We start from the raw sequence: 26136 nt of genomic DNA on the forward strand, positions 1-26136 counted from the left end.
CATGACCCTGCTTCGTGTCGACGCCAGCATCCAGGGCCCGATGTCCGCCAGCAGCGCGCTGGCCGATCTCGTCCTCGACGAGTTCACCGCCGCCCGGCCCGAGGTCCCGGTCGTGCGCCGTCACCTCGGCCAGCATCCTCTCGGAGCCGAGGTGTGGAGCGGTGCCATCGCCGGCAGCTACACGCCCGAGGAGGACCGCAACGCCGCCCAGCGCGAGGCGATCGCCCTCGCCGAGCAGGTCGCCGACGAGCTGCAGCAGGCCTCGCTCGCCGTCCTCGCGATGCCGCTCTACAACTTCGGCATCTCCCAGCACGCCAAGACGTGGATCGACGTCGCCCTGGCCGGCGCCCCGCAGGGCACGCGCCTGCTCGAGGGCACCCCGACCGTCCTGGTGACCACCCGCGGTGGCGCCTACGGCCCCGGCACCCCGCGCGAGGGCTGGGACCACAACACCGACTTCCTGCGCCGGATCCTGGTGGACATCTGGGGCGCCGACCTGACCGTCGTGGAGCGAGAGTTCACCCTCGTCGGCGTGAACCCGGCCCTCGACGAGTTCACCGAGATGGCCTCGATCATGCGCAAGACGGCCGAGGAGGCCGCCACGTCCGCGGGCGCCGACCTCGCGGCCCGCGCCGCCTGAGTCCCCCAGACGCGAAGGGGCCCCGACCGTCACCGGTCGGGGCCCTCGCTCGTGTGGGACGGTCAGCCCTTCACCTTGATCTTCGTGCTGGCGGTCTTGCCGGCGTAGGCCGTGTTGCCCAGGTACGACACCTTGGCGCTCCACGTGCCCTTCGTCAGCTTCGGGAGCCTGACCGTGGCCTTGCCCGAGCGGACGGTGCCGACGACGGCCTTCGTGCTCGAGCCGCGCTTGAGCACGATCCGGACCTTGCCCGACGCCTTGGCCAGGCCGCTCGGCGTCGTGACGGTCACCGTGGCGACGGTGGCCTTCTTGGCGCGAACGGTCTTGCGGGGCTTCAGCGAGACGCCTCGCACGGCCGCCTTGGCCACCGTCACGCGCGCCGTGGTGCTGGCCGCCCGGACGTTGGCGTTGCCGCCGTAGACGATCGTCAGCGCGTAGGCCTTCGGCGTCAGGGTGCGCGGCAGCGAGACGTTGGCGCGGCCCGCGGCGTCGAGGCGACCGACGTACGACGTCCCGCCGGCGGTCACCGTGACGGTGCCGCTGGGCGTGACGCCCGCGGGACCGGTGACGGTGGTCCGGACGACCGGAGCCGTGCCGTAACGGGTCGCGGCGACCGTGGCCTTCAGCGTGGCGTTCGCCTTCGCGACGACGAGCTCCGCCGCCTCGGACTCCGACGCGCCGTACTTGTCGTCACCGGTGTAGCGGGCGACGAGCGAGTGGCGACCCGCCGGCGTGGTGGCCGGCACCGTGAAGGTGGCCGTGCCGTCCTCGATCACGGCCGTGAGCGGCTCGCCGGGCAGGCCGGTGAGTCGCACCGAGCCGGTGGCGCCCTCGGTGACCGTGGCGGTCACCGAGCCGCCGGCGCCGTGGGTCACCGACGCCGGAACGCTGAGCGTCGTGGTGGACGGATCGCCCGCGACCGCGAACGAGACGGACGCCTGCGAGGGCTCGATCACGTCGCCTCGACCGAGGTAGCGGACCGTCAGGTCGGTCTCGCCGGCCGGCTGGGCCGGGAGCACGATCGAGGCGGTGCCGTTGCGCTTCAGACGCGCCTGGCCGACCTTCTGGCCACCGTCGAAGACAGCGACGAAGCCGGACGGCTTGCCGGTGTCGGAGACGAGCGGCGTGTTGGCGTTGGCCGAGTTCAGCGAGATGAACGGCGCGTAGCCGGCCGCGGCGACCGAGACGTCGAGCGTGGGCGTGCCGCCGACGGAGACCGGGCCGACCTCGGCCACGGTGGTGGTGCTGGCGTGCGCCTGCTTCGCGAACCCGCGGAAGACCGTGTGGATCTCGTCGATGGCCTCCTTGGCGAACGCGCGCTGGCTCTGCAGGGAGTTCGCGCCCGTCTCGCTGGTGGGGTTCAGCGCGCCCCGGAGGGTCGGGTCGCCCTTCTCCAGATCACGGCCGGCGACGTACCACCACTCGGTCATGTGCTCGGTGTGTCCGCCGTCGTCGTTGCGACGGATCGCCTGGTCGACGACCGGAGCCGGGTTGCCGAGCGCGTCGACGTGGTCCTTGTTGTACGTCAGCACGTGACCGACCTGGATCTTGCGCGCCTGGCGCAGCTCCTTGGTCGTGTCGCCGCCGGGGTAGTACGAGACGGCGTTGACGCTGCCGCCGCCGAGGTCGGCGACGTCCTGCGCCGTGCGGTACTGCGTGGAGGCGTTCGGCAGGTACGTGTTCACGAGGTCGCCGTACAGGTGCGACGGACGCGACGCCTTCAGGGTGCCGTCCTCGGTCGTCGCGGCCGCGTTGTCGCGGATGTGGCCGAGGTCGGAGCCGCCGTTGCCGGTGGAGAACAGCGAGAAGTCGAAGTTGTAGACCGTCTTCACGCCGTACTGCTGGGCGTCCGCGTTCACGTCCTTGATGATCGCGCGGGTGTTGTGGCACCACGTGCCGCCGAACAGCAGCGGGATGTCGCCGGGCTTGCCGAGCAGGTGGATGAGCTCGGGGTAGGTGAGCGTCTGGATCCGGAAGCCGTCCGTGCCGTCGGCGTCGGTCAGGATCTGGCCGCCGTGCGTCTCCGCTGTGGGGTACGACGCGCTGTGGCGGCGGTTGACCTCGTCCTTCTGGAACTGGAAGTTCGTGTTGGTGGCGTAGCTGGAGACGCTGCCGAGCACGTCCTCGACCTGGTCCTCGTACGCCGCGACCTCGGTCGGGGTGTCGAGGTCGGCTGCGGTCTTGGCGCCGCCCAGCGCGGCGACGATGCGGTCCTCGACACCGCCGTCGACGCGGTCCTTGTTGTAGACGAACAGGTACGGGTCGCTGGCCGCGTTCTTCGTGAACGAGGTCTGCGCGTCCTTGTTCAGGTAGTCGGTGATCAGCCGGTTGCCCACGTTGCCGTAGAACGTGCGGCCGGCCTCGTTGAGGCCGGAGCGGCTGAGGTCCCAGACGTTCAGGGTGTCGCCATCGAGCTTGGGCGTGAAGTTGTAGACCTTCGAGATGCCCTGGGCCTTCGCCACGCGGTTGACGTGCGCGATCGTGGCCTGGCTCGACGGGTCGGACGGGTCGCCGATGAAGAAGGCGATATTGCCGGTCTGGTTCTTCAGCAGGTACTCGAAGCGCTCGATCGTCACGGTCTCGAAGACGCTGTTCGCGCCGAGGTCGTCGTACACGTCGTCGAAGTAGTCCACGGTGACGCCGAGGGAGGGGACGGGCGCCGCGGCGTGCGCGGTGGTCGTCGCCAGGCCCAGCAGCGAGGCCGTCAGGGCCCCGACCGCGGCGGCCGCGAGTCCGCGCCGCACAGGGCGCCGGAGGGAGGTGGTCATGGTGGTGTCGCTTTCTCCTGCCACACTGGGCAGGCCGGTTCAGGGGAGTGTTCTCGTGGGTCGGTGGGCTGGATCGCCGGGCGTGTGCATGTCGGGCGATCCAGCCGTCCTGCACATCGCCGTGGTCAGGCGATCACCTCCGCCAGTCGCGTGCGCGCCGCACGACGGCGGCCGGTCAGCACGTGCCACGTGAGCGACGCGACGCCGGCCAGCGCGAGGACGACCAGGATGGCCAGGCCCGTGTGCGGCGGGACGGTCTCGGCGACCTCGGTCACCGCGGCGGCCGCGGCCACCTCGGCACCGCCGACCTCGACCGGCGTGCTGGAGATCTCGGTGCCGTCGAAGAGGACGACCAGCGAGTGCTCGCCGGTCTCGACCGTCTCGGGGATCGTGACCGCGGTCGTGAACCCGCCGTTGGCGTCGGTGGCGACCGTGCCCAGGACCACCGGGGTGGAGTGCAGCTCGAGGGTGAGCTCGGGGACGTCGGCGGCGAAGCCAGTGCCGGTCACGGTGACCGCGGCGCCGGGCTCGAGGTCACCGGTGACGGCGACCGTGCCGACGACCTCGGTGACCGGCTTGCCGACCGTGGCGATCTCCGACGGCGGAGAGGACGGCGACTCGCCGGCCTCGTTCACGGCGCGCACCGCGGCGCGGTAGGTGCCGTCGGGCAGGTCGGAGAACGTGTGGGTCGTGGTCGCGGCGTCGAGCTGCACCGGGTCGGCGCCGCTGAAGCGCAGGACGTAGCCCGTGACGCTCTCGAGCTCGGCGTCGGGGCCGGCCTGCCACGTGACCGTGACGTCCTTGCCGTCGACCGTCAGGACCGGCGCGGCGGGCGCGGACGGCGCGCCCTCGGCGACGACCTCGTTCTCGTCGACACCCAGGCTGTCGGTGGTCGTGGTCGGCGCACCCGTGTCGACCGACTTCTTCGTCGTCGGCTTGGTCGTCGGCTTCGCGGTGGGCTTGGCGACGGGCTTGGCGGTCGGCTTCGTCGTGGGCTTGGCGGTCGGCTTCGGAGTCGGCTCGGCCTTGATCTCGTCGGCGTACTTCACGTCGTTCGGGTTGCCCTGCCAGATGCCCGTCTTCCGGCTGGGCAGGACGTACTTGCCGTCGTCGTCCTGGTAGCAGCCGCTGATCGGCGTGCACCACTGGTCGGCGGGCAGGGCATCGAGGGCGCGACCCATGTCGTCGTTGAGGCACGGCTGGTCGTCACCGCCGTCGACCCAGGTGATGGTCGCGGCCTTCGCGGGCACGAGCAGGCCCTGTCCGGATAGCAGGATGGTCGTCGCGAGCGCGAACGCCAGGAGCAGGTGCAGCGGCCGGGGCAGGCGCAGGGACTTCGAGGTCACGAGGACTCCTTCGGTGGGGGGGGGTGCGGGGTCAGCGGGTGGAGCCGAGCGGACGGCGCTCGGTGGGACGGTCGTCGATCGAGCAGGCGCCGACGGGGACGCCGCGGGCCACGGGGATCTCGCCGACCGCGGCCTCGAGGCGCTCCTTGGCCGAGGCCTCGTGCGGGACGACGGCCTCCTTGCGGCCGGCGAACACGTCGTCGTCGAGACGTCCGACGCGGCGAGCCACCACGGTGGCCGCGACCGCGGCGGCGGTGACGTTGGTCATCGTGCGCGCCATGTCGACGATCGCGCTGATCGGCAGCGTGAGGATGACGACCTCGAGCGGCAGGCCGGCCGCGGTGAGCACGGTGGTGGCCACGATCGTGGCGGTGCCGGGGACGCCGGCGGTGCCGATCGACACCAGGAGGCACAGCACGACGAGCAGCGCGTAGTCCGCCAGCCCGTAGGACAGTCCGAGGCCGTTGATGGCGTAGACCGCGAGCATGATCGGCCAGATGCCGGCGCAGCCCGGCATGCCGATCGTGGTGCCGAGCGGCGCGGTGAAGCCGGCGACGTCGGACGGGACGCCCACGCGCTGGGTCAGCACCGTGGTGGTGACGGGCAGGGTGCCGGCGCTGCTCTGCGTCGTGAACGCGGTGCTCTGTGCCGGGAAGATCTTGCGGAAGAACGCGAGCGGGCTCACGTGGGCGGCGCTGCGCAGGATCACCGCGTTCACGACGAACGTGTGCACGAAGCAGGCGACGTAGCCGACCACCAGCAGGCCCAGCAGCGAGAGCAGCTGGTCGCGGCGGCCGACCGCGGAGGAGGCGGCGCCCGCCGTCAGCACCAGGACCGCGTAGGGGGTCAGGGCGATGACGTAGCCGACGGCCTTGTAGATGATGACGCGGCCGGCCTCGACGAGGTTCAGGAACGGCGCGACCGTCTTCGGCGACCGCTCCGCGACGACCGCGGTGGCCACCGCGACGAGCAGCGTGAAGACGATGATCGGGATGATGTTGTTCTCCGAGACGTCCTTGACGATGTTCGTCGGGAAGAACCCGATGAAGACCTCGGCGAACGGCTTCTGGATCTCGTCGAGGGAGCGGGTGTCGACGCCGGCGGTCTCGAGGTCGGCGTTCTTGCCGATCCCCAGCTCGAGGGTGAGCCCGAGCGTCAGCAGGATGGCGATGAGGTTCATGCCGAGCAGCCACGCCGTGGACGAGAGGCCGATCGTGCGGAGCTTCGCGGTGGAGCCGAGCGACGTGACGCTGGACAGGATGGACACGATCACCAGCGGCGCGACGATCGCCAGCAGCAGGTTGATGTAGATCCGCCCGAGCGGTGCGAGGTAGTCGACGTGGTCGCGGAAGACGACGCCGACGGCGGCGCCGACGACCAGCGCCCCGATCGTCAGCACGGCGAAGTTCACGCCGATGCGGCCCAGGACCCACACGCCCGCGAACAGGCCGAAGGTCACGGCCAGGGCCACCAGGTTCCACGTGTCCACGCGGCTCCTCCTCGAGATCGGCGCGGGTCGGATCCCGGGCGCTGATGGTGATCCTGTCGGTCGGTGAGCGCGTCGAATGGCGATCTCAATTATTGGGACGACGTCCGCATGATGAGATTTGTCGTGGTAGTCCGAGCCGACTGGCAGGCTCTCGCCCACGGTCACGAGTGCCAGCCGCGTCCTCGACGCACAGCCCCGGCTTGCTGGTCGGCAACCCTCCGTCGCGGCGGGGTGCTCCGGGTGAGGACCGGGCCTCGGCCGACCGGCCGGGGCAAGCGCGAGTCACCCCGGAGGTCCTCCATGTCGTCTGTCCTGTCCCACGCCGACTGCCCGCTGCTGCCCCTCGTGGGCGCCGACGTCACCGTCCCCCTCGTCGACGGACGGTCGGTGCGTCACGTCAATCTCGACGGCGCGGCCAGCGCGCCCGCGCTGGCCTCCGTCGCCGAGCGCGTGAACGCCGTGCTGCCCTGGTACGCCAGCGTCCACCGCGGCGCCGGCTACGCCTCGCAGGTGTCGACCGCGCTGTACGAGCAGGCGCGCGAGGCCGTCGGCTCGTTCGTCGGCGCGCGTTCCGCCGACGTCACGATCTTCACGCGCAACACCACCGATGCCACCAACCTGCTGGCGGGCGCGGTGCCCGGGCGGGTGCTGGTGCTCGACGTGGAGCACCACGCGAACCTGCTGCCGTGGCGGCGCAGCCTCGGCGGCTGCGAGGTGCTCGGGGTCCAGGCCACCGTCGGTGCCACCTTGAAGGCGCTCGCCTCGGTGCTGTCGCGGCGCCAGATCAGCCTGCTGTCGGTCACGGGCGCCTCGAACGTCACGGGGGAGTCGCTGCCGATCGACGCGGTCGTCGACCTCGCCCACCGGTACGGCGCGCGGGTCTTCGTCGACGGCGCGCAGCTGCTGGCCCACCGGTCGCTCTCGCTGGCCGAGTCGGGTGTCGACTACGTCGCCTTCTCCGGCCACAAGGTGCATGCCCCGTTCGGCGCGGGTGCGCTCGTGGGCCGTCCTGACTGGCTCGAGGGGATCGAGCCGTACCTGGCCGGTGGCGGGGCGGTGCGGCGGATCACCGACGAGGACGTCGAGTGGACCGACGGGCCCGCCCGGCACGAGGCGGGCACGCCGAACCTCGTCGGTGCCGTCGCCCTGGCGGCCGCAGCGGAGGCGCTGTCGTCGCTCGAGCCCGACGCGGTGGCCGCGCACGAGTCCTCGCTGCGCTCGCGACTGGTGGAGGGCCTGCGCGAGCTCCCCGGCGTCGACGTCGCGCGGATCTGGTCGGACTCGGCCGAGCCGATCGGCGTGGTGACGTTCCGCCTCGAGGGAGTCGATCCGGGTCTGCTGGCGGCGTTCCTGGCGGCCGAGCACGGTGTGTCCGTGCGTGACGGCCGGTTCTGCGCTCACCCGCTGCTCGACCGACTCGGCTGGGGCGACGGCGCGGTCCGGGCGAGCATCGGCGTGGGCAGCCGCGCCGAGGACGTCGAGCGCCTCCTGTCCGGCGTGCGCGCCTGGGTGGCGGGGGAGCGCGCGGCCGAGTACCGCCGCGAAGCCGGGGTGTGGGTCGTCGTGGACGACCCCCGCCCGACTCCGGCGTCCCTCGACATCGACCGCCTCGTCGCCACCGCGGCGGCCTGCGCGCCGGTCACCGTCTGACCGCCGCGCCGGCGGAGGGCGTCAGGCGGGCGACGGCGTGGGGCAGGTGTCCAGCATCGAGGCCAGGGCGCGGGCCTCGCTCGTGTCGACGGCGAGGTCCCAGCGCTGCTTCACGTCGATCCAGCGGGTGGCGTAGGCGCACTGGAAGGCGGCCTTCGGTCGCCAACCGGCGGGGTCCTGCGAGCCCTTCGAGGCGTTCGTCGGGCCGTCCGCCGCCACGAGCGACGGCAGGTCGTTCGCGAACCGTGAGCGTCGCTCGGCACTCCACGCGTGCGCGCCCGAGACCCAGGCCTCGGCGAGCGGGACGACGTGGTCGATCTGGATCGCCTGGGCCTGACGCTGGTCCTTGAGGTCGTCGAACTCCAGGCGCGTACCGTGGTACGGGTCCGTCCACGTCCCCGCGATCACGTCGTGCGGGCACGAGCGCTGCACCTGGACGACGACGGTGCCCGGCACCGCGTCGCGCAGCAGCACGTCGTCGCGCTGGTTGCAGCCGTTACGGTCGACGTCCCGCCACGCCGGACCGAAGGCCTCGCGGTCGTAGGCAGGCACGCGCGGGCGGCGGTCGACGGTGCGCAGGGCGTCGAGCGCCGAGCGCGCCTCGGCCGGCTCGAGCGTGGGCGCCGGCGCGACCGCGGCGTCGTCGCCCGCTGACTCGACGAGGTCGAGCAGCTCGCACCCCGCGAGCGGGACGAGGAGCAGCGAGAGCAGCACGGACCGGAGACGCACGGGGCCACTGTGGCACGTGGGTCCGACAGTGAAGCCGTCCGGCGCGCGCGTCCGGTGGGGACTGATCTTTCGATGTTGCGGTCGCCCCGACGACGTCTTGGTACCGAGATCCGTCCCCGTCAGGGCGCGTCGGACTCCAAGGGCCGCTTGAACCCCTCGTGGCTCGCCGTGTAGCCGAGGGACTCGTAGAAGCGGTGGGCGTCGGTGCGGCGCTTGTCCGAGGTCAGCTGCGCGAGGGTGGCCCCGCGAGCCGCGCCCCACGCGTGGGCCCAGCCGATCAGGGCGCGCCCGAGCCCGGAGCCGCGGGTCGACGACGCCACGCGGACCGCCTCGATCAGCAGCCGCTTCGTCCCGCCGCGCGACAGCCCGGGCAGCAGCGTCAGCTGCATCGTCGCGACGAGCATGCCGTCGTCGTCGCGGACCACCACCAGGAGGTGGGCGTCGTCCCGGTCGACGTCGCGGAACGCCTCGACGTAGGGCGCGAGATCCACCGACTCGCGACCCGCGCCGATCTCGTCGTCGGTCAGCAGCGCGACGATGCCGGGCACGTCCGGCTCGGCGGCGCGCTCGAGCGCGAAGGTGCGGCCGTCCAGCGTGAGGGTGTCCATGCCGCCAGTCTCACAGCCCGCGGACGACGGGAGCGCTCGGCGTCAGGCCGGCTCGCTGACGTACCGCGTCGCGTGGTGCACGAGGAGGTCGTGGAGGTCCTGCGCCGCCTTCGTCGGCCGGGCGCCGCGGCGGCGCAGCAGGGCCATCCGGATCACGGTGCCCTCGTCCTCGATGGGGCGGAACGCGAGCCGCGTGCTCGCCTCGCGCAGGTCGAAGGACGTGAAGTCGGGCATGAGCGAGACGCCGATGCCCGAGGAGACCATCTGCTGGCACACATCGGCGCTGTCGGCGGTGTGCCACTTCAACGGCGGCGAGTCACCGAAGACGCGGTGCGCCACCCGGTGCATCAGGTAGCCGGGGCGGGCGCCGACGAAGACCTCCTGGCGCAGGTCGTCGACGGTGACGGTGGCGCGCTCCGCGAGCGGGTGGTCGGCGGGCAGCACCGCCACCGGCCGGCCGTGGAACAGCTCGGTCGCGACGAGGTCGGGGTGCACGTCGTCGCCGGGCAGCAGCGTCACGAGGCCGAGATCGAGCGAGCCGTCGCGCAGGCCGTCGCGGACCTCGCCGTGACGCAGCTGGCGCAGGTCGACCGAGGTGTGCTCGTGGTCGAGCTCGTGCCCTCGCAGCGCCGGCAGGACGAGCGCGGTGACGCCGAAGTAGACACTGCCGACGCGCGTGGGCCGGTGGAACTGCGACTCGCCGCGAGCGGCCGCGCGCAGCCGGTCGACGGCGTCGAGGACCTCGAGGATCCGCGGCAGCAGCTCCCGTCCCGTGCCGTTGATGCGGGTGCCCGAGCGGTGCCGGTCGACGAGCGTCACGCCGAGCTCGCGCTCGAGCTTGGTGACCGCCTCGCTGAGCGCCGGCAGCGACACGTGCAGGTGCTCCCCGGCGCGACGCAGCGAGCCCTGCTCGCTCACCGCCCTGACGTATTCGAGCTGCTCCAGTCGCATGCTCACCTCCCCGTTGACGGGCGACGCTACGTGATCGGCGACGCCTGTCGGGTGATCTCCCGCGTCGTGAGATGGGGCCGGACCCGGTGCCGGCGTTCGTAGCGTCGTCGACACGCAACAGCGCCCCTCACGAGAAGAAGGCACTCATGACTCACGTCCGTTCCCACCGGTTCCTCCGCACCCTGGTCGTCGCCGCGGCCGCCGCGCTCGCCGCGACGAGCCTGACCGCCTGTGGCAGCGCCGGCGCGGACTCGGGGAAGGAGGAGACCACGATCCGCTACCAGAGCTACGCGGGTGCGGTCGACGCGTTCCTGCTCGCCGACGCGCTCGGCGAGTTCGAGGGCCTGACGCTCAAGCGGGTCGGCGACGTCACGGGCGGCCCGCAGGCCCTCCAGGCGCTCGTCTCGAACCAGACCGACATCGGCGGCTCCGCCTTCTACGGCGCGATCGCCCAGCTCGTGGCCACGGGCGCGCCGATCAAGGCGGTCATCCCGTTCTACGGCTCGAACGAGACCACGAACTCGCAGCTCGTCGTCCTCGACGAGTCGCCGATCCAGGACGCGAAGGACCTCGTCGGCAAGAAGATCGCCGTCAACACGCTCGGCGCGAACGCCGAGGCCGTGCTGGACACGTGGTTCGACCAGGAGGGCCTCAACCAGGCCGAGCAGGACAAGGTCACGCTCGTCCCGCTGCCGCCGCTCAACATCCCCGAGGCCCTCGGCAGCGGCAAGATCGACGCCGCCGTCGTCAGCTTCCTGGGCAAGCGCCAGACCGAGGCGCAGTACGAGATCCGCACGCTGCACCGCGACATCGACGTCGTCGGTGCCCCGTACGCCGGCGGCGGGCTGACGCTGCGCAACGAGTTCATCGAGAAGAACCCGAACACCTCACGCCAGCTCGTCGAGGGCGTCGCCGCGGCGATCGAGTTCATCGAGACCCACGACAAGCAGGAGGTCTTCGACGTCTACTTCCCGTACCTGGAGAAGGAGGGCTACGGCGACTACATCGAGCCGATCAAGACCAACTTCCCCGGCACGCTCGGCATCGACGCCAAGCCCGTCATCCACGACGAGGACATCTCCCGCTGGGTCGACTGGCTCGACAGCCGCGGCGACATCGACGCCAAGAAGCTGAAGATCTCCGACGTCTACACCAACGAGCTCAACCCGAACGCCTGAGGAGGCAGCCATGAGTTCACGCATCGAGCTGAGGAACGTCGGCCAGACCTTCTGGGTCCGCGGCGACGAGGACAGGAAACTGCGCGAGTTCGTCGCGCTCGACGGGCTCGACCTGGACATCCGGGCAGGGGAGTTCCTGACCCTCGTCGGCCCGTCCGGCTGCGGCAAGTCCACCGTGCTCGACCTGATCTCGGGCCTGGCGACGCCGACGTCCGGCACGGTCACGGTCGACGGCACGCCGATCACGGGCCCCGGCCTCGATCGCAGCGTCGTGTTCCAGCAGTACACGCTGCTGCCGTGGCGCTCGGCCGCGGCGAACATCGAGTTCGCCCTCGAGGCCAAGGGCGGACTGTCGAGGGCCGAGCGGGCCGCGACCGCCCGCGAGTACCTCGACCTGGTCGGCCTGGGCGAGTTCGCGAACCGCTACCCGCACGAGCTCTCGGGCGGCATGAAGCAGCGCGTGGCCATCGCGCGCAGCCTCTCGTACCAGCCGCAGGTCCTGCTGATGGACGAGCCGTTCGGCGCGCTCGACGCCCAGACCCGCGAGCGCCTCCAGGAGGAGCTCGTCCGGATCTGGGAGCACACCGGCACGACGGTCGTGTTCATCACGCACGACATCGAGGAGGCCGTGTTCCTGGGCCAGCGCGTCGCCGTCATGAGCGGTCGCCCCGGGCGGATCAAGGAGATCGTCACGATCGACCTCGACCGGTCGGGCGCCCACGACGAGGACGTCCGCGCGACGCCCGCGTTCACCGAGCACCGGCACCACATCTGGTCGCTGTTGCGCGAGAAGACCGCCGCGAAGGAGCTGGCCCATGTCTGACCTGCTGACCGAGCGGACTGCCGCGCGGCCCAACCCCCGCCAGGAGGAGGCCGCCAAGGCCCGTGCCGCCTCGCCCGGCCGCGACCGTGCGGTGGCCGTCGCTCGGGGCGCCGCCGGCCTCGTCGCCCTCGCCCTGGTGTGGGAGCTCGCTCCGCGCATCGGGCTGGTGGACGCGTACTCGATCCCGCCGCTGCACGTCGTGCTGCAGGAGTGGTGGTCGATGGTGCTCGACGGCGAGCTGTGGCGCCACGTCTCGGCGAGCCTGCAGCGCTCGGTGATCGGCTTCGCCCTGGCGATCGTCATCGCGATCCCGCTGGGGGCCGCGATCGCCTGGTACCGGCCCGTGCGCGAGTTCTTCACCCCGTCGCTCGAGCTGTTCCGCAACACCGCGGCGCTGGCGATCCTGCCCGTGTTCATCCTGCTGCTCGGGCTGGGGGAGACCTCGAAGATCGCGATCGTCCTCTACGCCTGCTTCTTCCCGATCCTGCTGTCGACGATCGCGGGCGTGTCCAGCGTGGACCCGCAGCTGCTCCGGTCGGCGCGGGTGCTCGGGCTCTCGCCCGTCGCCACGTTCCGCAAGGTGGCCTTCCCGGCGGCCGTGCCCACGATCTTCACCGGCATCCGCATCTCGGGCGCCGCCGCGATCCTGGTGCTCATCGCCGCCGAGATGATCGGCGCGGACGCCGGCCTGGGCTTCCTCATCAACTACGCGCAGTTCAACTTCCTCATCCCGAAGATGTACGCCGCGATCCTCACCACCTCCCTCATCGGCGTGGCCGTGAACTACGGACTCGTCGCCCTCGAGCGCCGCTTCTCGCGGTGGCGCGCCCTCTGACCCCTCCTCCCGGAAGAGAGATCCCCATGACTCGTCAGCTCAGCCTCAACGCCTTCCTGCACGACACCGGCCACCACGAGGCCTCGTGGCGGCACCCCGACTCGGCCGTCGACCGCATCCACGACATCGACTTCGACACCACCAACGCGCAGATCGCGGAGGAGGCGAAGTTCGACGCGATCTTCTTCGCCGACGCCCCGGGCCTGTGGGCGGCCACCCCGTTCCGGCCCGCCGGACACCTCGAGCCGATCACGCGGCTCGCGGCGATCGCGGCGCGGACCGAGCGGATCGGCCTGATCGCCACCGCGTCGACCACGTTCTACGACCCGTACAACCTCGCGCGGCTGTTCTCCTCGCTCGACACGATCTCGCGCGGCCGCGCCGGCTGGAACATCGTGACCACCCAGTCCGAGGCGGTCGCGCGGAACTTCAGCCTGTCCGAGCTGCCCAGCGCGTCCGAGCGCTACATCCGGGCGCAGGAGTTCATCGACGTCGTCACGAAGCTCTGGGACAGCTGGGAGGACGACGCCGTCCTGGCCGACCGCGAGTCGGGACGCTTCTTCGACCCCGAGAAGGTCCACTCGATCCACCACGTCGGCAACCACTTCCAGGTGGAGGGGCCCCTGTCCCAGCCGCGCTCGCCGCAGGGTCGTCCGGTCTACGTGCAGGCCGGATCGTCGAACGACGGTCGCGCCTTCGCCGGCCGCAACGCCGAGGCGATCTTCACCGCCCACCAGACGCTCGGCGACGCGCAGGCGTTCTACGCCGACATCAAGTCGCGCGCGGCGGCGTTCGGCCGCTCGCCCGACGACGTGAAGATCCTGCCCGGCCTCAGCCCCTTCGTGGCCGACACGCAGGCCGAGGCCGAGGAGCTCCAGCGGTACGTGAACTCGCTGACCGTGCCCGCCTACGGCATCGCGCAGCTGGAGGGACTGGCCGGCGTCTCGCTGGCACACCTCGAGCTCGACGAGCCCGTGCCGCTCGACGTCTTCGGCCAGGCCGGCGACGTCCTCGACAACAACCGCAGCCGCCTGCAGGTGATCGCCAACATCGTCGAGCGCGACCGCCTGACGCTGCGCGAGCTGCTGCACCGGCTGGCCGGCGCGCGCGGCCACCACGTCGTCGCCGGCACGCCCACCCAGGTGGCGGACATCATCACCGAGTGGTTCCAGAACGGCGCCGCCGACGGCTTCAACGTCATGCCGCCGCTGTACCCGCAGCTGCTGCAGGAGTTCACGCAGAAGGTCGTCCCGATCCTCCAGGATCGCGGCCTCTTCCGCACCGAGTACACCGGATCCACGCTGCGCGACCACTTCGGGCTGTCCCGTCCGGACTCGCTGTACGGCGCGGAGGCGCAGCAGGAGGCTCACGTTGTTTGAGAACGACAGAGTGTCTGAGAACGACAGAGTGTCTGAGGACAGCAGAGTGTCTGAGGACAGCAGAGCGTCTGAGAACAGCAGAGTGTCTGAGTACGGAGACGCCGTCCGCACGGCCGTGGTCGTGGGCAACCCGAAGGCTGCCTCGCGCACGCTCTCGGCCGCCACGCACGTGGCGCGCGAGCTCACGGGCGGCGAGCCCGACCTCGTGGTCGACCTCGCCACCCTCGGCCCGGCCGTCCTCGACGGGGGCTCCGCCGAGGTGACCGAGCTCGTCGCGCAGGTCGGTGGGGCCGACCTCGTGGTCGTGGCCTCGCCGACCTACAAGGGGACCTACACGGGACTGCTCAAGGTGTTCCTCGACCGGTTCGCCGGCGGCACGGGACTGCGCGGGCTGGCGGTGCCGCTGCTGCTCGGCGCCGGCCCGGGCCACGCGCTCGCGCCCGAGCTCACGCTGCGGCCGGTCCTCACCGAGCTCGGCGCCACGGTCCCGGGCCGGGGCCTGTTCGTCCTGGACTCCCAGTACGGCGACCCCGGCGCGTACGAGCCGTGGCTCGAGGCCACCCGGCCCATCGTGCGGGGCCTCCTGCAGGCGGTCGCATGACCGCGTTCTTCCCCACGAACCAGGACCTCGACGCGGGGCGCCTGCGGTCGGCGTTCGGGAACTTCCCCACGGGCGTGGTGGCGGTGGCCGCCGAGGTCGACGGTGAGCCCGTCGGCCTCGCGGCCAGCAGCTTCACCAGCGTGAGCCTCGACCCGCCACTCGTCTCCATCAACCTGGCCGCCACGTCGAAGACCTGGCCCGACCTGCGCCGGGCCGAGCGGCTCGGCGTCACGGTGCTGGCCAGCCATCACGGACCCCTGTGCCGGCAGCTCGCGGGCCCGGTGGAGCAGCGCTTCGAGGGGATCGAGTACAGCGTCAGCCCTGAGGGGGCGATCTTCGTCGACGACGGCATGGCCACGTTCGACACGACGATCCACCGGGAGGTGGAGGCCGGTGACCACGTCCTCGTGCTGCTCGAGCTGCACGCCGTCGACCACCGCGTCGACGGGGGACCGCTGCTGTTCCACCGCAGCGCCTTCGGCCGGCTGGCCGTCGCGGAGTAGGTCAGGCCGCGACCGGCTGGTCCTCCTCGGGGCGCAGCGCGACCACGGCGCACAGGATGAGCACCGCCCCGACGAGGCCGGCCGGTCCGAGCCGCTCTCCCAGCACCACCGCGGCGAGCGCGGCGGCCGAGATCGGCTCGACGAGGGTGGCCACCGTGGCGGCCGAGCCCGACGTGGTGCGCAGGCCCGCGTAGAGCAGGCCGTAGGACAGCGCCATCGTGGCGATGCCGAGGTAGGCCAGCAGCGCCAGCGACCCGGGGGACGTGCCGGCCACCGGCTCGCCCGAGGCGACGGCCAGCACGAGGAACGGTGCCAGCAGCACCGCACCCGCACCGGTGGCGCACGTGGTGAGGGCGACGGGCTCGAGACGCGGCGCCAGCACGTGGCCCAGCACCGTGGTGGCGGCGTAGGTGGCGCCCGCGGCGACGGCGAGCACGAGCCCCAGCACGGGACGGTCGGCGGGGGCGGCGGTCCCGTGCCCGGCGGTCGCGCTGATCAGCACGAGACCGGTCAGCGCGGCCGCGAGGACCGCGACGTCGGGCACGCCGGGTCGGGTCCTCGCGCGCAGGTGCTCCCACGTCGCGGCGAGGACGGGAGCCAGTCCGAGGGAGACCACGGTCGCCACGCTGACGCCGACCATGAGCACCGAGACGAAGTAGAGGCCCTGGTAGATCGCGGTGCCGCAGCCGATGACGATCGCGGTCACGGGGTGCTCACGCAGGACGGTGCGCACCGACCCGAGGCGCCTCGTCAGCACCACGAACGCGACCAGCGCGACCGCCGCGATGAGCATGCGCCACGCGCTGACGGTCATCGCACCGACGCCGTCGCGCTCGTGCAGGACGGTGACGACGAGGCCGCCCGTGCCCCACAGCACGCCCGCCGCGCAGACCTGCAGCAGTCCGAGGCGCGCGTTCACGCGCCCAGACTAGGGTCCGCCCCCTCCGGGTCACGCTGGTGGGCGGTGAGAGGTCAACCCTTCCGCGCACCCTCCGGTCAGCCGTCAACCGAAAGAGGGCCTCGTTCGGTTGACGGCTGACCGCGGTCGGGCGGGAAGGGTTGAGGGCTCACCGCCCTCTCGAGACCTACGTCCGGTCGCGCTCCGCGCCGATGGTGGTGTCCTGGCCGTGGCCGGTGTGCACGACGGTCTCGGGCGGCAGCGTGAACAGCCGCTCGGTGATCGAGGCGCGGATGACGTCGACGTCGCTATACGAGCGACCCGTCGCGCCCGGCCCACCGTGGAACAGGGTGTCGCCGGTGAAGACGCAGCCCAGCTCCTCCGCCAGCAGGCACGTCGCGCCCGGCGCGTGGCCCGGCGTGTGGATCGCGCGCAGCGTGGTGCCGGCGACCGTGATCTCCGTGCCGTCGACGAGATCCTCGTCCCAGGTGGCGTCGGGGTGCGTGAGCTCCCACAGCGGGCGGTCCTCCGGGTTCAACCAGATCGGCGCACCGGTGCGCTCGCGCAGCTCGGGCGCGATGCGGCAGTGGTCGTCGTGCGCGTGCGTCAGCACGATCGCCGTGAGGGTGCGGCGGCCGATCAGGTGCAGGATCGCGTCGACGTCGTGCGGCGCGTCGATCAGGACGCACTCGCTGTCGTCGCCCACGATCCACACGTTGTTGTCGACGTCGAACGTCTCGCCGTCCAGGCTGAAGGTGCCCGAGACGACGCCGTAGTCGAGGCGCGCGCCCATCAGAGCACCACCACCGAGCGCAGGACGTCGCCGTGGTGCATCTTCTCGAACGCGGCCTCCACGTCCTCGATGCCGATCTCCTCGGTGACGAACGCGTCGAGGTCGAGGCGACCCTGGCGGTACAGGTCGATGAGCATCGGGAAGTCGCGGCTGGGCAGGCAGTCGCCGTACCAGCTGGACTTGAGTGCGCCGCCGCGTCCGAAGACGTCGATCAGGGGCAGGTCGGGAACGGTCATGTCGGGCGTCGGGACGCCGACGAGGACCACGGTGCCGGCGAGGTCACGGGCGTAGAAGGCCTGCTTCCAGGTCTCGGGGCGACCGACGGCCTCGATCACGACGTCCGCGCCCTCGGCGCCTTCGTAGGTCTCGGCGCAGATGCGCTTGATCTCCTCGACCGGGTCCACCCTCGACGAGTCGACGGTGTGGGTGGCGCCCATCTTGGTGGCCGCCTCGAGCTTCGCCGGGTCGATGTCCACGGCGATGATCGGGCTGGCTCCGGCCAGGGCCGCACCCGCGACCGCGGCGACGCCGACGCCGCCACAGCCGATGACGGCGGCGGAGCGTCCGCGGGTGAGGGCGCCGGTGTTGATGGCGGCCCCGATGCCGGCCATGACGCCGCAGCCCAGCAGGCCGGCCGCGGCGGGCCGGGCCTCGGGGTCGACCTTGGTGCACTGACCGGCGGCGACGAGGGTCTTCTCGATGAACGCGCCGATGCCCAGGGCGGGGGAGAGCTCGGTGCCGTCCTCGAGCGTCATCCTCTGCTTGGCGTTGTGCGTGGCGAAGCAGTACTGGAGGTCGCCGCGCTTGCACGCGCGACACTGGCCGCAGACCGCGCGCCAGTTGAGGACCACGAAGTCTCCGGGCGCGACCTCGGTGACGCCCTCGCCGACCGACTCCACGACGCCGGCTGCTTCGTGGCCCAGCAGGAACGGGAACTCGTCGTTGATGCCGCCCTGACGGTAGTGCAGGTCGGTGTGGCAGACGCCGCACGCCTGGATCGTCACCACGGCCTCGCCCGGGCCCGGATCGGGGACGTTGATGGTGACCAGTTCGACCGGCGCGTCCTTCGCGCGGGCGATGACGCCCTTGACCTGCTGCACGGCTGTCTCCTTGCTTCGGGGGTTCACCAGCGAGCCTGCCAGAGTGGCTCGTGAGGCGCGAACGGCCGGTGTGCGCTCAGCGCAGGCGGGCGATGTCCGCGTATTGAGACGGCAGGAGAAAGAACGCACGAATCGAACATATGAGCGATAGGATCGACGCATGCAGTCGGGGGACGCGGAGCTGGTCGAGGTCATGCGCCGCTGCGCGTCCGCGCTCCAGTCGGTGACGTGCTCCGTGTCCGACGAGGCTCGCGCGCTGGCGGCCCTGCGTGACGCCGCCGAGGCGGCCCTCGCCGAGCGGCTCGAGGAGATCGACCGGACGAAGGCCTTCGTCGCCGAGGACGCCTCCAGCACCACCACCTGGGCGCGCCGCGAGCTGCGCCAGGACGCCCGCCGCACGCGCCAGCTGATCCGCGCCGGCGTCACGATGCGCGAGCTGCCGGCGGTGGGCGAGGCCGCCCGCGCCGGGCGGGTCTCGTCCGAGCACGTCGCGCGGTTCTCCTTCGCGCTGGCCCACGTCGACGAGGCCGAGGTCCGCCGTGTCGAGGCGCACCTCGTCGCCGTGGCCGAGCTCCACCCGCCGTCGCGAGTGAAGTCGCTCGTCGACCGACTGCGCTCGGTCGTGCACCCCGAGGAGCTGGACGAGGCCTGGATCGCCGGCGCCGACAAGGCGCACCTCAGCCTGAACCCGCTGCCCGACGGCTGGCACGTCACGGGGTTCCTGCCCATCGAGGTCGGCGCGAAGCTGCAGGCCGTGCTCGACGCCGTCGCGGTGCCGCGCGAGGCCGGCGACCGGCGCACGGCGTCGCAGCGGCGCATCGACGGACTCGATCTGGTGCTCACCCGGGTGCTGGCCGAGGGTCTGCCCACCGACGGCACCGTCCGTCCGCAGGTGCACGTCGTGGTCGACGCCGGCACGCTCCAGCGTGCCCTCGCGCCGGACACCGCCAGCGCGTTCGAGCCGGTCGAGCCCGCGGTCCTGCAGGGCTTCGGCCATGTGGGCCCGAACCTGCTGGCCCACCTCACGTGCGGGGCGGATCTGGTGCCGGTCCTCGTCGACCGGATCGAGGCCAACCGCACGGTCCTCGACGTCGGTCGCCGTCATCGCGACGCCATGCCGAAGCAGCGCCACGCGGTCTGGTTCCAGCAGGCCGGTCGCTGCGCCACCGAGCACTGCCGGAACACCGTCGACCACGTCCACCACCGACGGCGATGGTCCGACGGTGGCCCGACCGACCTCGCGAACCTCGTCGGACTCTGCAGTGCCTGCCACCGTCATGAGCACCGGCACGACGTCGCTCTCGCCCGCGCGGGCTGAGGGCCGACGGTCGTGTCCGATTCCCGCGAGAAGTGTCATGCCGGGTGGGTCAGGATGGAGCCATGGAACCGAGCGACTGCTACCGCGCCGTGAGCGCGCGCGACGCCCGGTTCGACGGCGTCTTCTTCACGGCCGTGCGCACCACGGGCATCTACTGCCGACCCTCGTGCCCGGCCGTCACGCCCCGGCAGGCGAACGTCACGTTCTACCCGTCGGCGGCGGCCGCCGAGCGCTCGGGCTACCGCGCCTGCCGTCGCTGCCGGCCCGACAGCACGCCCGGCTCGCCCGAGTGGAACGTCCGGGCCGACGTCGTGGCGCGGGCCGTCCGGATGATCGGCGACGGCGTCGTCGAGCGCGAGGGGGTCAGCGGCCTGGCCGACCGGCTCGGCTACAGCGAGCGCCAGGTCAACCGGCTCGTCACCACCGAGCTCGGCGCCGGACCTCAGGCGATCGCCCGCAGCAACCGGGCACGCACGGCGCGGATCCTGCTCGAGACCACGACGATGCGCGCCGCCGACGTGGCGTTCGCGGCGGGCTACGGCTCGGTGCGGCAGTTCAACGACTCCATCCGCGAGTCGTTCGACCTCACCCCGCGCGAGCTGCGCGCGCGGTCGCGCCGCTCCAGCCATCCCGGCGCGGGCCGGATCCAGCTGGAGCTGGCGTTGCGGCCGCCGTTCCAGGGAGCCGCGCTCCTCGACTGGTTCGCGCCCCGCGCCATCGAGGGCGTCGAGCGGGTCGACGGTCGTACGTACGCCCGCGTCCTGAACCTCCCGCACGGCGTCGGCGCGGTCGAGCTCACCCTGCACGACGAACGCGTCTCGGCCGAGCTCGAGCTGACCGACCTGCGCGACCTCGCCCCGGCGGTGCAGCGGTGCCGTCGGCTGCTCGACCTCGACGCCGATCCCGCCGCGATCGACGAGGCCCTGTCAGCCGACCCGCTGCTCGCGCGTCTCGTGCAGGAGGCGCCCGGCATGAGACTGCCCGGCCAGGTCGACGGCTTCGAGATGGTGATGCGCGCGATCGTCGGCCAGCAGGTCTCGGTGGCGGGCGCGCGCACGATCCTGGGTCGGGTCGCGCGCTCGCGCGGGACCGAGGTCGACCTCGAGCTCGCCCACCGCCACGGCCTCACCCACGCGTTCGCCACGGCCGAGTCCGTCGCCGAGGCGGCGCCCGAGGAGTTCGCGATGCCGCGTGGCCGTGCCGCCGCGATCCTCGCCGTCGCCCACGCGGTGGCCTCGGGCGACCTCGACCTGCACCCCGGAGCCGACCGCGCGGCCGCGCGCGAGCGGCTGCTCGCGGTCCGGGGGATCGGCCCGTGGACCGCCGACTACGTCAGGATGAGGGCGCTCGGGGACCCCGACGTCCTGCTCGACACCGACCTCGTGCTGCGCCGCGTCCTCGCGCGCGAGGGACTGGACCGGACGCGCACCGAACGGTGGCGACCCTGGCGGTCGTACGCCTCACTGCACCTGTGGAGGGTCGCATGAAGACACGCTGGATGGACTCGCCCATCGGGGGCCTGCGGCTGCACGTCGACGCCGGGCTGCTCACCGCGATCGACTTCGGGGCCGAGCCGCGCGGCGAGCGCGTCGACGACGCACTGCTCGACGCCGCCGAGCACCAGCTGGAGGAGTACTTCGCCGGCGGCCGCCGCGAGTTCGACCTCCCGGTGGCTGCGGACGGCACCGAGTTCCAGAAGAAGGTCTGGGCCTACCTGCGCACGATCCCGTACGGCGAGACCGTCACGTACGGACAGGTCGCGACCGACCTGGGCTACCAGCCCGGCATCTCCCGCGCGGTGGGCGCGGCGAACGGGGCCAACCCGATCCCGATCGTCGTGCCGTGCCACCGCGTCATCGGGTCGAACGGCAAGCTCACCGGCTACGCCGGCGGGCTCGACCGCAAGACCACGCTGCTCGAGCTGGAGCGACCTGGCCTCTTCTGAAGGAGTGGAGCGGCGCCGAGACGTCAGCGGCGCAGGTTCTGCGACAGCCGCTCGGCGGCCGCCACCACGGCGGGCGCGTGCATGCGGCCGGGCTGGCGGGTGAGCCGCTCCAGCGGACCGGAGACCGACACGGCCGCGACGACCTTGCCGCTGGGGGACCGGACCGGCGCCGAGACCGAGCCCACGCCGGGCTCGCGCTCGCCCACGCTCTGCGCCCAGCCGCGCTTGCGCACGGCCGACAGCTCGGCGGCGGAGAACGTGGCCTTCATGAGGCCCTTGTTCATGCGCTCGGGGTCCTCCCACGCGAGCAGCACCTGGGCGGCCGAGCCGCCGGACATCGTCAGCTGGCTGCCGACGGGGATCGAGTCGCGCAGGCCGGTGGGCCGGTCGGCCGCGGAGACGCACACGCGGTGGTCGCCCTGGCGGCGGAACAGCTGGGCCGACTCGCCCGTGATGTCGCGCAGGCGGGCCAGCACGGGGCCGGCGGCGGCGAGCAGGCGGTCCTCGCCGGCAGCGGCGGCCAGCTCGGACAGGCGCGGGCCTAGGATGAACCGACCCTGCATGTCGCGCGCGACGAGCCGGTGGTGCTCCAGGGCGACCGCGAGGCGGTGAGCCGTGGGCCGCGCCAGTCCGGTGGCCGTGACCAGCCCGGCCAGCGTCGCGGGCCCCGGCTCCAGGGCGGCCAGCACGAGGGCGGCTTTGTCGAGAACGCCGACTCCGCTAGAGTTGTCCATGTCTTGATACTGCCGTATCGCATTGTGAGACGCAACCCCCGAAGTGAGAGTGAATCATGGGCAAGACGCTCGCCGAGAAGATCTGGGACGACCACGTCGTCCGTTCCGCGCCGGGTGAACCGGACCTGCTGTTCATCGACCTGCACCTCCTCCACGAGGTCACGAGCCCGCAGGCGTTCGACGGACTCCGCCTCTCCGGACGCGCCGTGCGTCGCCCCGACCTCACCCTCGCCACCGAGGACCACAACATTCCGACGACCGACCTCGACAAGCCGATCGCCGACCCCGTGTCGCGCACGCAGGTCGAGACGCTGCGCCGCAACGCGCAGGAGTTCGGCGTGCGCCTGCACCCGATGGGCGACATCGAGCAGGGCATCGTCCACGTCGTCGGCCCGCAGCTCGGCCTGACGCAGCCCGGCATGACGATCGTGTGCGGCGACTCGCACACCTCCACGCACGGCGCGTTCGGCTCGATCGCCTTCGGCATCGGCACCAGCGAGGTCGAGCACGTGCTCGCCACCCAGTCGCTGTCGCAGGCCAAACCCAAGATGATGGCCGTCGAGGTCGTCGGCGATCTGCCCGCCGGCTCCACCGCCAAGGACCTGATCCTCGCGCTCATCACGCAGGAGACCACCGGCGGCGGCCAGGGATACATCGTCGAGTACCGCGGCGAGGCGATCCGTGCGCTCTCGATGGAGGAGCGCATGACGATCTGCAACATGAGCATCGAGTGGGGCGCGAAGGCCGGCCTCATCGCGCCCGACCAGACCACCTTCGACTACATCGAGGGCCGCCCGCACGCGCCGCAGGGCGCCGACTGGGACGCCGCCGTCGACTACTGGAAGAGCCTGGTCACCGACGAGGACGCCACGTTCGACAAGGTCGTCACGATCGACGCCTCGAAGGTCACCCCGTGGGTCACGTGGGGCACCAACCCGGGCCAGGGCGTGGCGCTGTCCGGCGTCGTCCCGACCCCCGCCGACTTCGCCGACGCCGACGAGCGCGAGGCCGCTCAGAACGCCCTGCGCTACATGGGCCTCGAAGCCGGCACGCCGATGCGCGACATCGCGGTCGACACCGTCTTCGTCGGCTCCTGCACGAACGGCCGCATCAGCGACCTGCGTCGCGCCGCCGACCTCATCAAGGGCAGGAAGGTCGCCGAGGGCACCCGCATGCTCGTCGTCCCCGGCTCGGTGCGCGTGCGCCTGCAGGCCGAGGAGGAGGGCCTCGATGTCGTCTTCAAGGAGGCCGGCGCCGAGTGGCGCGGCGCGGGCTGCTCGATGTGCCTGGGCATGAACCCCGACCAGCTCACGCCGGGCGAGCGCAGCGCCTCGACCTCCAACCGCAACTTCGAAGGCCGTCAGGGCAAGGGTGGCCGCACGCACCTGGTCTCGCCCGACGTCGCCGTCGCCACCGCCGTCACCGGCCACCTGGCCTCGCCGGCCGACCTCTGAGGACGATCACCATGGACAAGTTCATCTCCCACACCGGCGTCGGCGCCCCGCTGCGCCGCAGCAACGTCGACACCGACCAGATCATCCCGGCGGTCTACCTCAAGCGCGTCACCCGCACGGGCTTCGAGGACGGCCTCTTCGCCGCTTGGCGCAACGACCCGGAGTTCGTCCTGAACCAGCCGGCGTACACGAACGCCACGGTGCTCGTGGCGGGCCCCGACTTCGGCACCGGCTCGTCGCGCGAGCACGCCGTCTGGGCGCTGCAGAACTACGGCTTCAAGGTCATCATCAGCCCCCGCTTCGGCGACATCTTCCGCGGCAACTCCGGCAAAGCCGGCCTCCTCGCGGCGCAGGTCGACGACAAGGTCGTCACGGCGCTGTGGGAGTACCTCGAGGCCAACCCGGGCGCGCAGATCAGCGTCGACCTCGAGTCGCGCACGGTCTCGGCCGGCGAGGGCGTCGACCGCATCGAGGACTCGTTCACGATCGACGACTACACCCGCTGGCGCCTGCTGGAGGGCCTCGACGACATCGGCATCACGCTCGGCCACGCCGACGACATCGCCGCGTACGAGTCCCGTCGTCCGAGCTTCAAGCCCGCGACGCTCTGACGGTTCACTGGCACGGCCTCCGGGTCGTACTAGGGTCATCCCATGTCCCGCACCCGTCCGCTGCCCACCGTGCTGCGGATCGTGGTCGTGGTGCTGCGGCCGATCTTCATGGTGGTCACCAAGCGTGACTGGAAGGGCGCGGAGCACCTGCCGCGCTCCGGCGGTTTCGTCGTCGCCGTGAACCATCTGTCGTACACCGATCCGTTCCTGTTCGGGCACTGGCTCGTCGACCACGACATCCCGCCGCGGTTCCTCGTGAAGGACCCGCTGTTCGCGGTGCCGGTGATCGGGTGGCTGTTGCGCAAGGCGGGGCAGATCCCGGTCTACCGCGGCACGGGCGCGGCCGCGGAGTCGCTGCGCGCGGCCATCCAGACGGTCGAGTCCGGATCCGTCGTGGCGATCTACCCCGAGGGCACGATGACCCGCGACCCCGGCGGCTGGCCGATGTCCGGCCGCGACGGCGCCGTCCGCACGGCGCACGCGGGCGGCGTCCCGCTCGTCCCGGTGGCCCAGTGGGGACCGCAGGAGATCATGTGGCCCTACCGCCGCGAGCTCCGCCTCTTCCCGCGCAAGACCGTCCACGTGCGGGTCGGCGCGCCGATCGACCTCTCGGGGCTCGGCGAGCACCCCACGCAGGAGCAGATCCACGCCGCCACCGAGCGGCTCATGGACGAGATCACCGCGCTGCAGGCGCAGATCAGGGGCGAGTCGCCCACGTCCCCGCGGATCGACGTCCGCACGCTGAAGAAGCCCAAGACCCGATACGAGGAGAGCTGATGGTCACTGCAGCAGTCATGGGAGCCGGGTCCTGGGGCACCGCCTTCTCGATCGTGCTCGCCGACGCGGGCCACGACGTCCACCTGTGGGGGCGGCGCGAGGAGACGTGCGAGAACATCAACGAGCGGCACGAGAACACCGAGTACCTGCCGGGCCAGGAGCTGCCGGGCACGATCCGCGCCACCACCGACCCCGCCGAGGCGCTCGCCGATGCCGCGATCGTCGTGCTGGCCGTGCCGTCCCAGACGCTGCGCCCCAACCTCGAGTCGTGGGGACACCTCATCGAGCCGTCCGCCGTGATGGTGAGCCTCATGAAGGGCGTCGAGCTCGGCTCCCACATGCGCATGAGCGAGGTCATCGCCGAGGTCACGGGCGCCGGTCCCGAGCGGATCGCCGTCATCACGGGACCCAACCTCGCGAAGGAGATCGCCCGGCGCGAGCCCGCCGCCGCGGTGGTGGCGTGCGCCGACGAGTCGGTGGCCCTCCAGCTGCAGAAGTACCTGCACACCACGGCCTTCCGGCCCTACACGAACACCGACGTCGTCGGCTGCGAGCTCGGCGGCACGGTGAAGAACATCATCGGCCTCGCCGTCGGCGTGTGCGACGGCCTCGGCTTCGGCGACAACACCAAGGCGTCGGTCATCACCCGCGGCCTGGCCGAGACGGCCCGCCTCGGCATGGCGATGGGCGCCGACCCGATGACGTTCATGGGCTTGGCCGGCCTCGGCGACCTCGTGGCCACGTGCTCCTCGCCGCTCTCGCGCAACCGCACGTTCGGCGAGAAGCTGGGCCGCGGCATGACGGTCGACGAGATCACCTCGCAGACCCGCCAGGTCGCCGAGGGCGTGAAGTCCTGCGTGTCCGTCGCCGAGCTGTCGGAGATGCACGGCGTCGAGATGCCGATCGTCGAGCACGTCCGCGCGCTCGTCGACGGTCACATGACGCCCACCGAGCTCGTCAACGCGCTGATCAGCCGCTCGGCCAAGCCCGAGACCCGCTGACGGGC

25 protein-coding genes and 1 riboswitch are annotated in these 26136 nt (G+C 72.0%); of the genes, 15 read left to right on the forward strand and 10 right to left on the reverse strand.

The window, feature by feature from the left end; translation table 11 throughout:
- Window position 1: 1 nt before the first annotated feature.
- On the forward strand, window positions 2-640 hold the full coding sequence (locus BJ975_RS03885) for an FMN-dependent NADH-azoreductase (RefSeq protein WP_179423824.1): 639 nt from the start codon (window positions 2-4) through the stop codon (window positions 638-640).
- Window positions 641-702: 62 nt separating this feature from the next.
- Here the strand turns inward: BJ975_RS03885 and BJ975_RS03890 are convergent, their stop codons facing one another.
- The 3 genes from BJ975_RS03890 to BJ975_RS03900 all read right to left on the reverse strand — a co-directional run bounded on the left by BJ975_RS03890 (window position 703) and on the right by BJ975_RS03900 (window position 6243).
- Window positions 703-3408, reverse strand: coding sequence for an Ig-like domain-containing protein (locus BJ975_RS03890; protein ID WP_179423826.1), 2706 nt, complete (start codon window positions 3406-3408; stop codon window positions 703-705).
- 125 nt (window positions 3409-3533) lie between these two features.
- Window positions 3534-4754, reverse strand: a complete 1221-nt coding sequence (locus tag BJ975_RS03895; protein ID WP_179423828.1) for a fibronectin type III domain-containing protein — start codon at window positions 4752-4754, stop codon at window positions 3534-3536.
- 31 nt (window positions 4755-4785) lie between these two features.
- Window positions 4786-6243, reverse strand: a complete 1458-nt coding sequence (locus BJ975_RS03900) for a dicarboxylate/amino acid:cation symporter (RefSeq protein ID WP_179423830.1) — start codon at window positions 6241-6243, stop codon at window positions 4786-4788.
- A 159-nt stretch (window positions 6244-6402) separates the two neighbouring features.
- A riboswitch (SAM riboswitch) is annotated at window positions 6403-6527 on the forward strand.
- A 16-nt stretch (window positions 6528-6543) separates the two neighbouring features.
- Between BJ975_RS03900 and BJ975_RS03905 the strand changes: the two genes are divergently transcribed.
- A complete protein-coding gene (locus BJ975_RS03905) occupies window positions 6544-7893 on the forward strand; it encodes an aminotransferase class V-fold PLP-dependent enzyme (protein ID WP_179423832.1) in 1350 nt (449 codons plus the stop codon).
- A 21-nt stretch (window positions 7894-7914) separates the two neighbouring features.
- Here BJ975_RS03905 and BJ975_RS17075 read toward each other — a convergent pair whose 3' ends face one another.
- The 3 genes from BJ975_RS17075 to BJ975_RS03920 all read right to left on the reverse strand — a co-directional run bounded on the left by BJ975_RS17075 (window position 7915) and on the right by BJ975_RS03920 (window position 10181).
- Window positions 7915-8622: an HNH endonuclease family protein gene (locus BJ975_RS17075; RefSeq protein WP_179423834.1), complete on the reverse strand. Its 708-nt coding sequence runs from the start codon at window positions 8620-8622 to the stop codon at window positions 7915-7917.
- 119 nt (window positions 8623-8741) lie between these two features.
- The gene (locus BJ975_RS03915) at window positions 8742-9230 is read right to left on the reverse strand and encodes a GNAT family N-acetyltransferase (RefSeq protein ID WP_179423836.1); all 489 of its coding nucleotides are present in this window, start codon (window positions 9228-9230) and stop codon (window positions 8742-8744) included.
- Window positions 9231-9272: 42 nt separating this feature from the next.
- Window positions 9273-10181, reverse strand: a complete 909-nt coding sequence (locus BJ975_RS03920) for a LysR family transcriptional regulator (RefSeq protein ID WP_179423837.1) — start codon at window positions 10179-10181, stop codon at window positions 9273-9275.
- A 146-nt stretch (window positions 10182-10327) separates the two neighbouring features.
- Here BJ975_RS03920 and BJ975_RS03925 point away from each other — a divergent pair, with 146 nt between their 5' ends.
- The 6 genes from BJ975_RS03925 to BJ975_RS03950 all read left to right on the forward strand — a co-directional run bounded on the left by BJ975_RS03925 (window position 10328) and on the right by BJ975_RS03950 (window position 15500).
- The gene (locus tag BJ975_RS03925; RefSeq protein WP_179423839.1) at window positions 10328-11359 is read left to right on the forward strand and encodes an ABC transporter substrate-binding protein; all 1032 of its coding nucleotides are present in this window, start codon (window positions 10328-10330) and stop codon (window positions 11357-11359) included.
- Between the two features lie 10 nt (window positions 11360-11369).
- Window positions 11370-12182, forward strand: coding sequence for an ABC transporter ATP-binding protein (locus BJ975_RS03930; RefSeq protein WP_179423841.1), 813 nt, complete (start codon window positions 11370-11372; stop codon window positions 12180-12182).
- Window positions 12175-13017, forward strand: a complete 843-nt coding sequence (locus BJ975_RS03935) for an ABC transporter permease (protein WP_179423843.1) — start codon at window positions 12175-12177, stop codon at window positions 13015-13017. Before BJ975_RS03930 ends, BJ975_RS03935 begins: the two co-directional genes overlap by 8 nt.
- Window positions 13018-13043: 26 nt before the next feature.
- Window positions 13044-14396: an LLM class flavin-dependent oxidoreductase gene (locus BJ975_RS03940; RefSeq protein ID WP_179423845.1), complete on the forward strand. Its 1353-nt coding sequence runs from the start codon at window positions 13044-13046 to the stop codon at window positions 14394-14396.
- 82 nt (window positions 14397-14478) lie between these two features.
- A complete protein-coding gene (locus BJ975_RS03945; protein WP_179423847.1) occupies window positions 14479-14997 on the forward strand; it encodes an NADPH-dependent FMN reductase in 519 nt (172 codons plus the stop codon).
- On the forward strand, window positions 14994-15500 hold the full coding sequence (locus BJ975_RS03950) for a flavin reductase family protein (protein WP_179423849.1): 507 nt from the start codon (window positions 14994-14996) through the stop codon (window positions 15498-15500). The genes BJ975_RS03945 and BJ975_RS03950 overlap by 4 nt, the downstream gene beginning before the upstream one ends.
- A 1-nt stretch (window position 15501) precedes the next feature.
- Here the strand turns inward: BJ975_RS03950 and BJ975_RS03955 are convergent, their stop codons facing one another.
- The 3 genes from BJ975_RS03955 to BJ975_RS03965 form a co-directional block, all read right to left on the reverse strand.
- Window positions 15502-16419 (reverse strand): DMT family transporter, encoded by a 918-nt coding sequence (locus BJ975_RS03955; protein WP_179423851.1) that lies wholly within the window; start codon window positions 16417-16419, stop codon window positions 15502-15504.
- A gap of 166 nt (window positions 16420-16585) precedes the next feature.
- A complete protein-coding gene (locus BJ975_RS03960; protein ID WP_179423853.1) occupies window positions 16586-17191 on the reverse strand; it encodes an MBL fold metallo-hydrolase in 606 nt (201 codons plus the stop codon).
- Complete coding sequence (locus BJ975_RS03965; RefSeq protein WP_179423855.1) at window positions 17191-18291, reverse strand: S-(hydroxymethyl)mycothiol dehydrogenase; 1101 nt, start codon at window positions 18289-18291, stop codon at window positions 17191-17193. The genes BJ975_RS03960 and BJ975_RS03965 overlap by 1 nt, the downstream gene beginning before the upstream one ends.
- A gap of 160 nt (window positions 18292-18451) precedes the next feature.
- Here BJ975_RS03965 and BJ975_RS03970 point away from each other — a divergent pair, with 160 nt between their 5' ends.
- The 3 genes from BJ975_RS03970 (at window position 18452) to BJ975_RS03980 (ending at window position 21554) form a co-directional block, all read left to right on the forward strand.
- Window positions 18452-19609: an HNH endonuclease gene (locus BJ975_RS03970; RefSeq protein WP_179423857.1), complete on the forward strand. Its 1158-nt coding sequence runs from the start codon at window positions 18452-18454 to the stop codon at window positions 19607-19609.
- A gap of 62 nt (window positions 19610-19671) precedes the next feature.
- The gene (locus BJ975_RS03975; protein ID WP_179423859.1) at window positions 19672-21096 is read left to right on the forward strand and encodes an AlkA N-terminal domain-containing protein; all 1425 of its coding nucleotides are present in this window, start codon (window positions 19672-19674) and stop codon (window positions 21094-21096) included.
- Window positions 21093-21554, forward strand: a complete 462-nt coding sequence (locus tag BJ975_RS03980) for a methylated-DNA--[protein]-cysteine S-methyltransferase (protein WP_179423861.1) — start codon at window positions 21093-21095, stop codon at window positions 21552-21554. The genes BJ975_RS03975 and BJ975_RS03980 overlap by 4 nt, the downstream gene beginning before the upstream one ends.
- 23 nt (window positions 21555-21577) lie before the next feature.
- On the opposite strand, the gene BJ975_RS03985 is transcribed toward BJ975_RS03980, so the two are convergent.
- Window positions 21578-22288 (reverse strand): IclR family transcriptional regulator, encoded by a 711-nt coding sequence (locus tag BJ975_RS03985; RefSeq protein ID WP_078698542.1) that lies wholly within the window; start codon window positions 22286-22288, stop codon window positions 21578-21580.
- A gap of 56 nt (window positions 22289-22344) precedes the next feature.
- Between BJ975_RS03985 and leuC the strand changes: the two genes are divergently transcribed.
- From leuC to BJ975_RS04005, 4 genes are read left to right on the forward strand one after another with little or no spacing between them, the layout of a single operon-like run.
- Window positions 22345-23742, forward strand: a complete 1398-nt coding sequence (gene leuC, locus BJ975_RS03990) for a 3-isopropylmalate dehydratase large subunit (RefSeq protein ID WP_179423863.1) — start codon at window positions 22345-22347, stop codon at window positions 23740-23742.
- Between the two features lie 11 nt (window positions 23743-23753).
- Window positions 23754-24353 (forward strand): 3-isopropylmalate dehydratase small subunit, encoded by a 600-nt coding sequence (gene leuD, locus BJ975_RS03995; RefSeq protein ID WP_179423865.1) that lies wholly within the window; start codon window positions 23754-23756, stop codon window positions 24351-24353.
- A gap of 42 nt (window positions 24354-24395) precedes the next feature.
- Window positions 24396-25130, forward strand: coding sequence for a lysophospholipid acyltransferase family protein (locus BJ975_RS04000; RefSeq protein WP_179423867.1), 735 nt, complete (start codon window positions 24396-24398; stop codon window positions 25128-25130).
- Entirely contained in the window at window positions 25130-26131 is a 1002-nt protein-coding gene (locus BJ975_RS04005; protein ID WP_179423869.1) for an NAD(P)H-dependent glycerol-3-phosphate dehydrogenase, read from the forward strand. Before BJ975_RS04000 ends, BJ975_RS04005 begins: the two co-directional genes overlap by 1 nt.
- The last annotated feature ends 5 nt before the right edge of the window (window positions 26132-26136 follow it).

It is taken from the genome of Aeromicrobium tamlense (assembly GCF_013408555.1).
Lineage (GTDB): Bacteria > Actinomycetota > Actinomycetes > Propionibacteriales > Nocardioidaceae > Aeromicrobium > Aeromicrobium tamlense.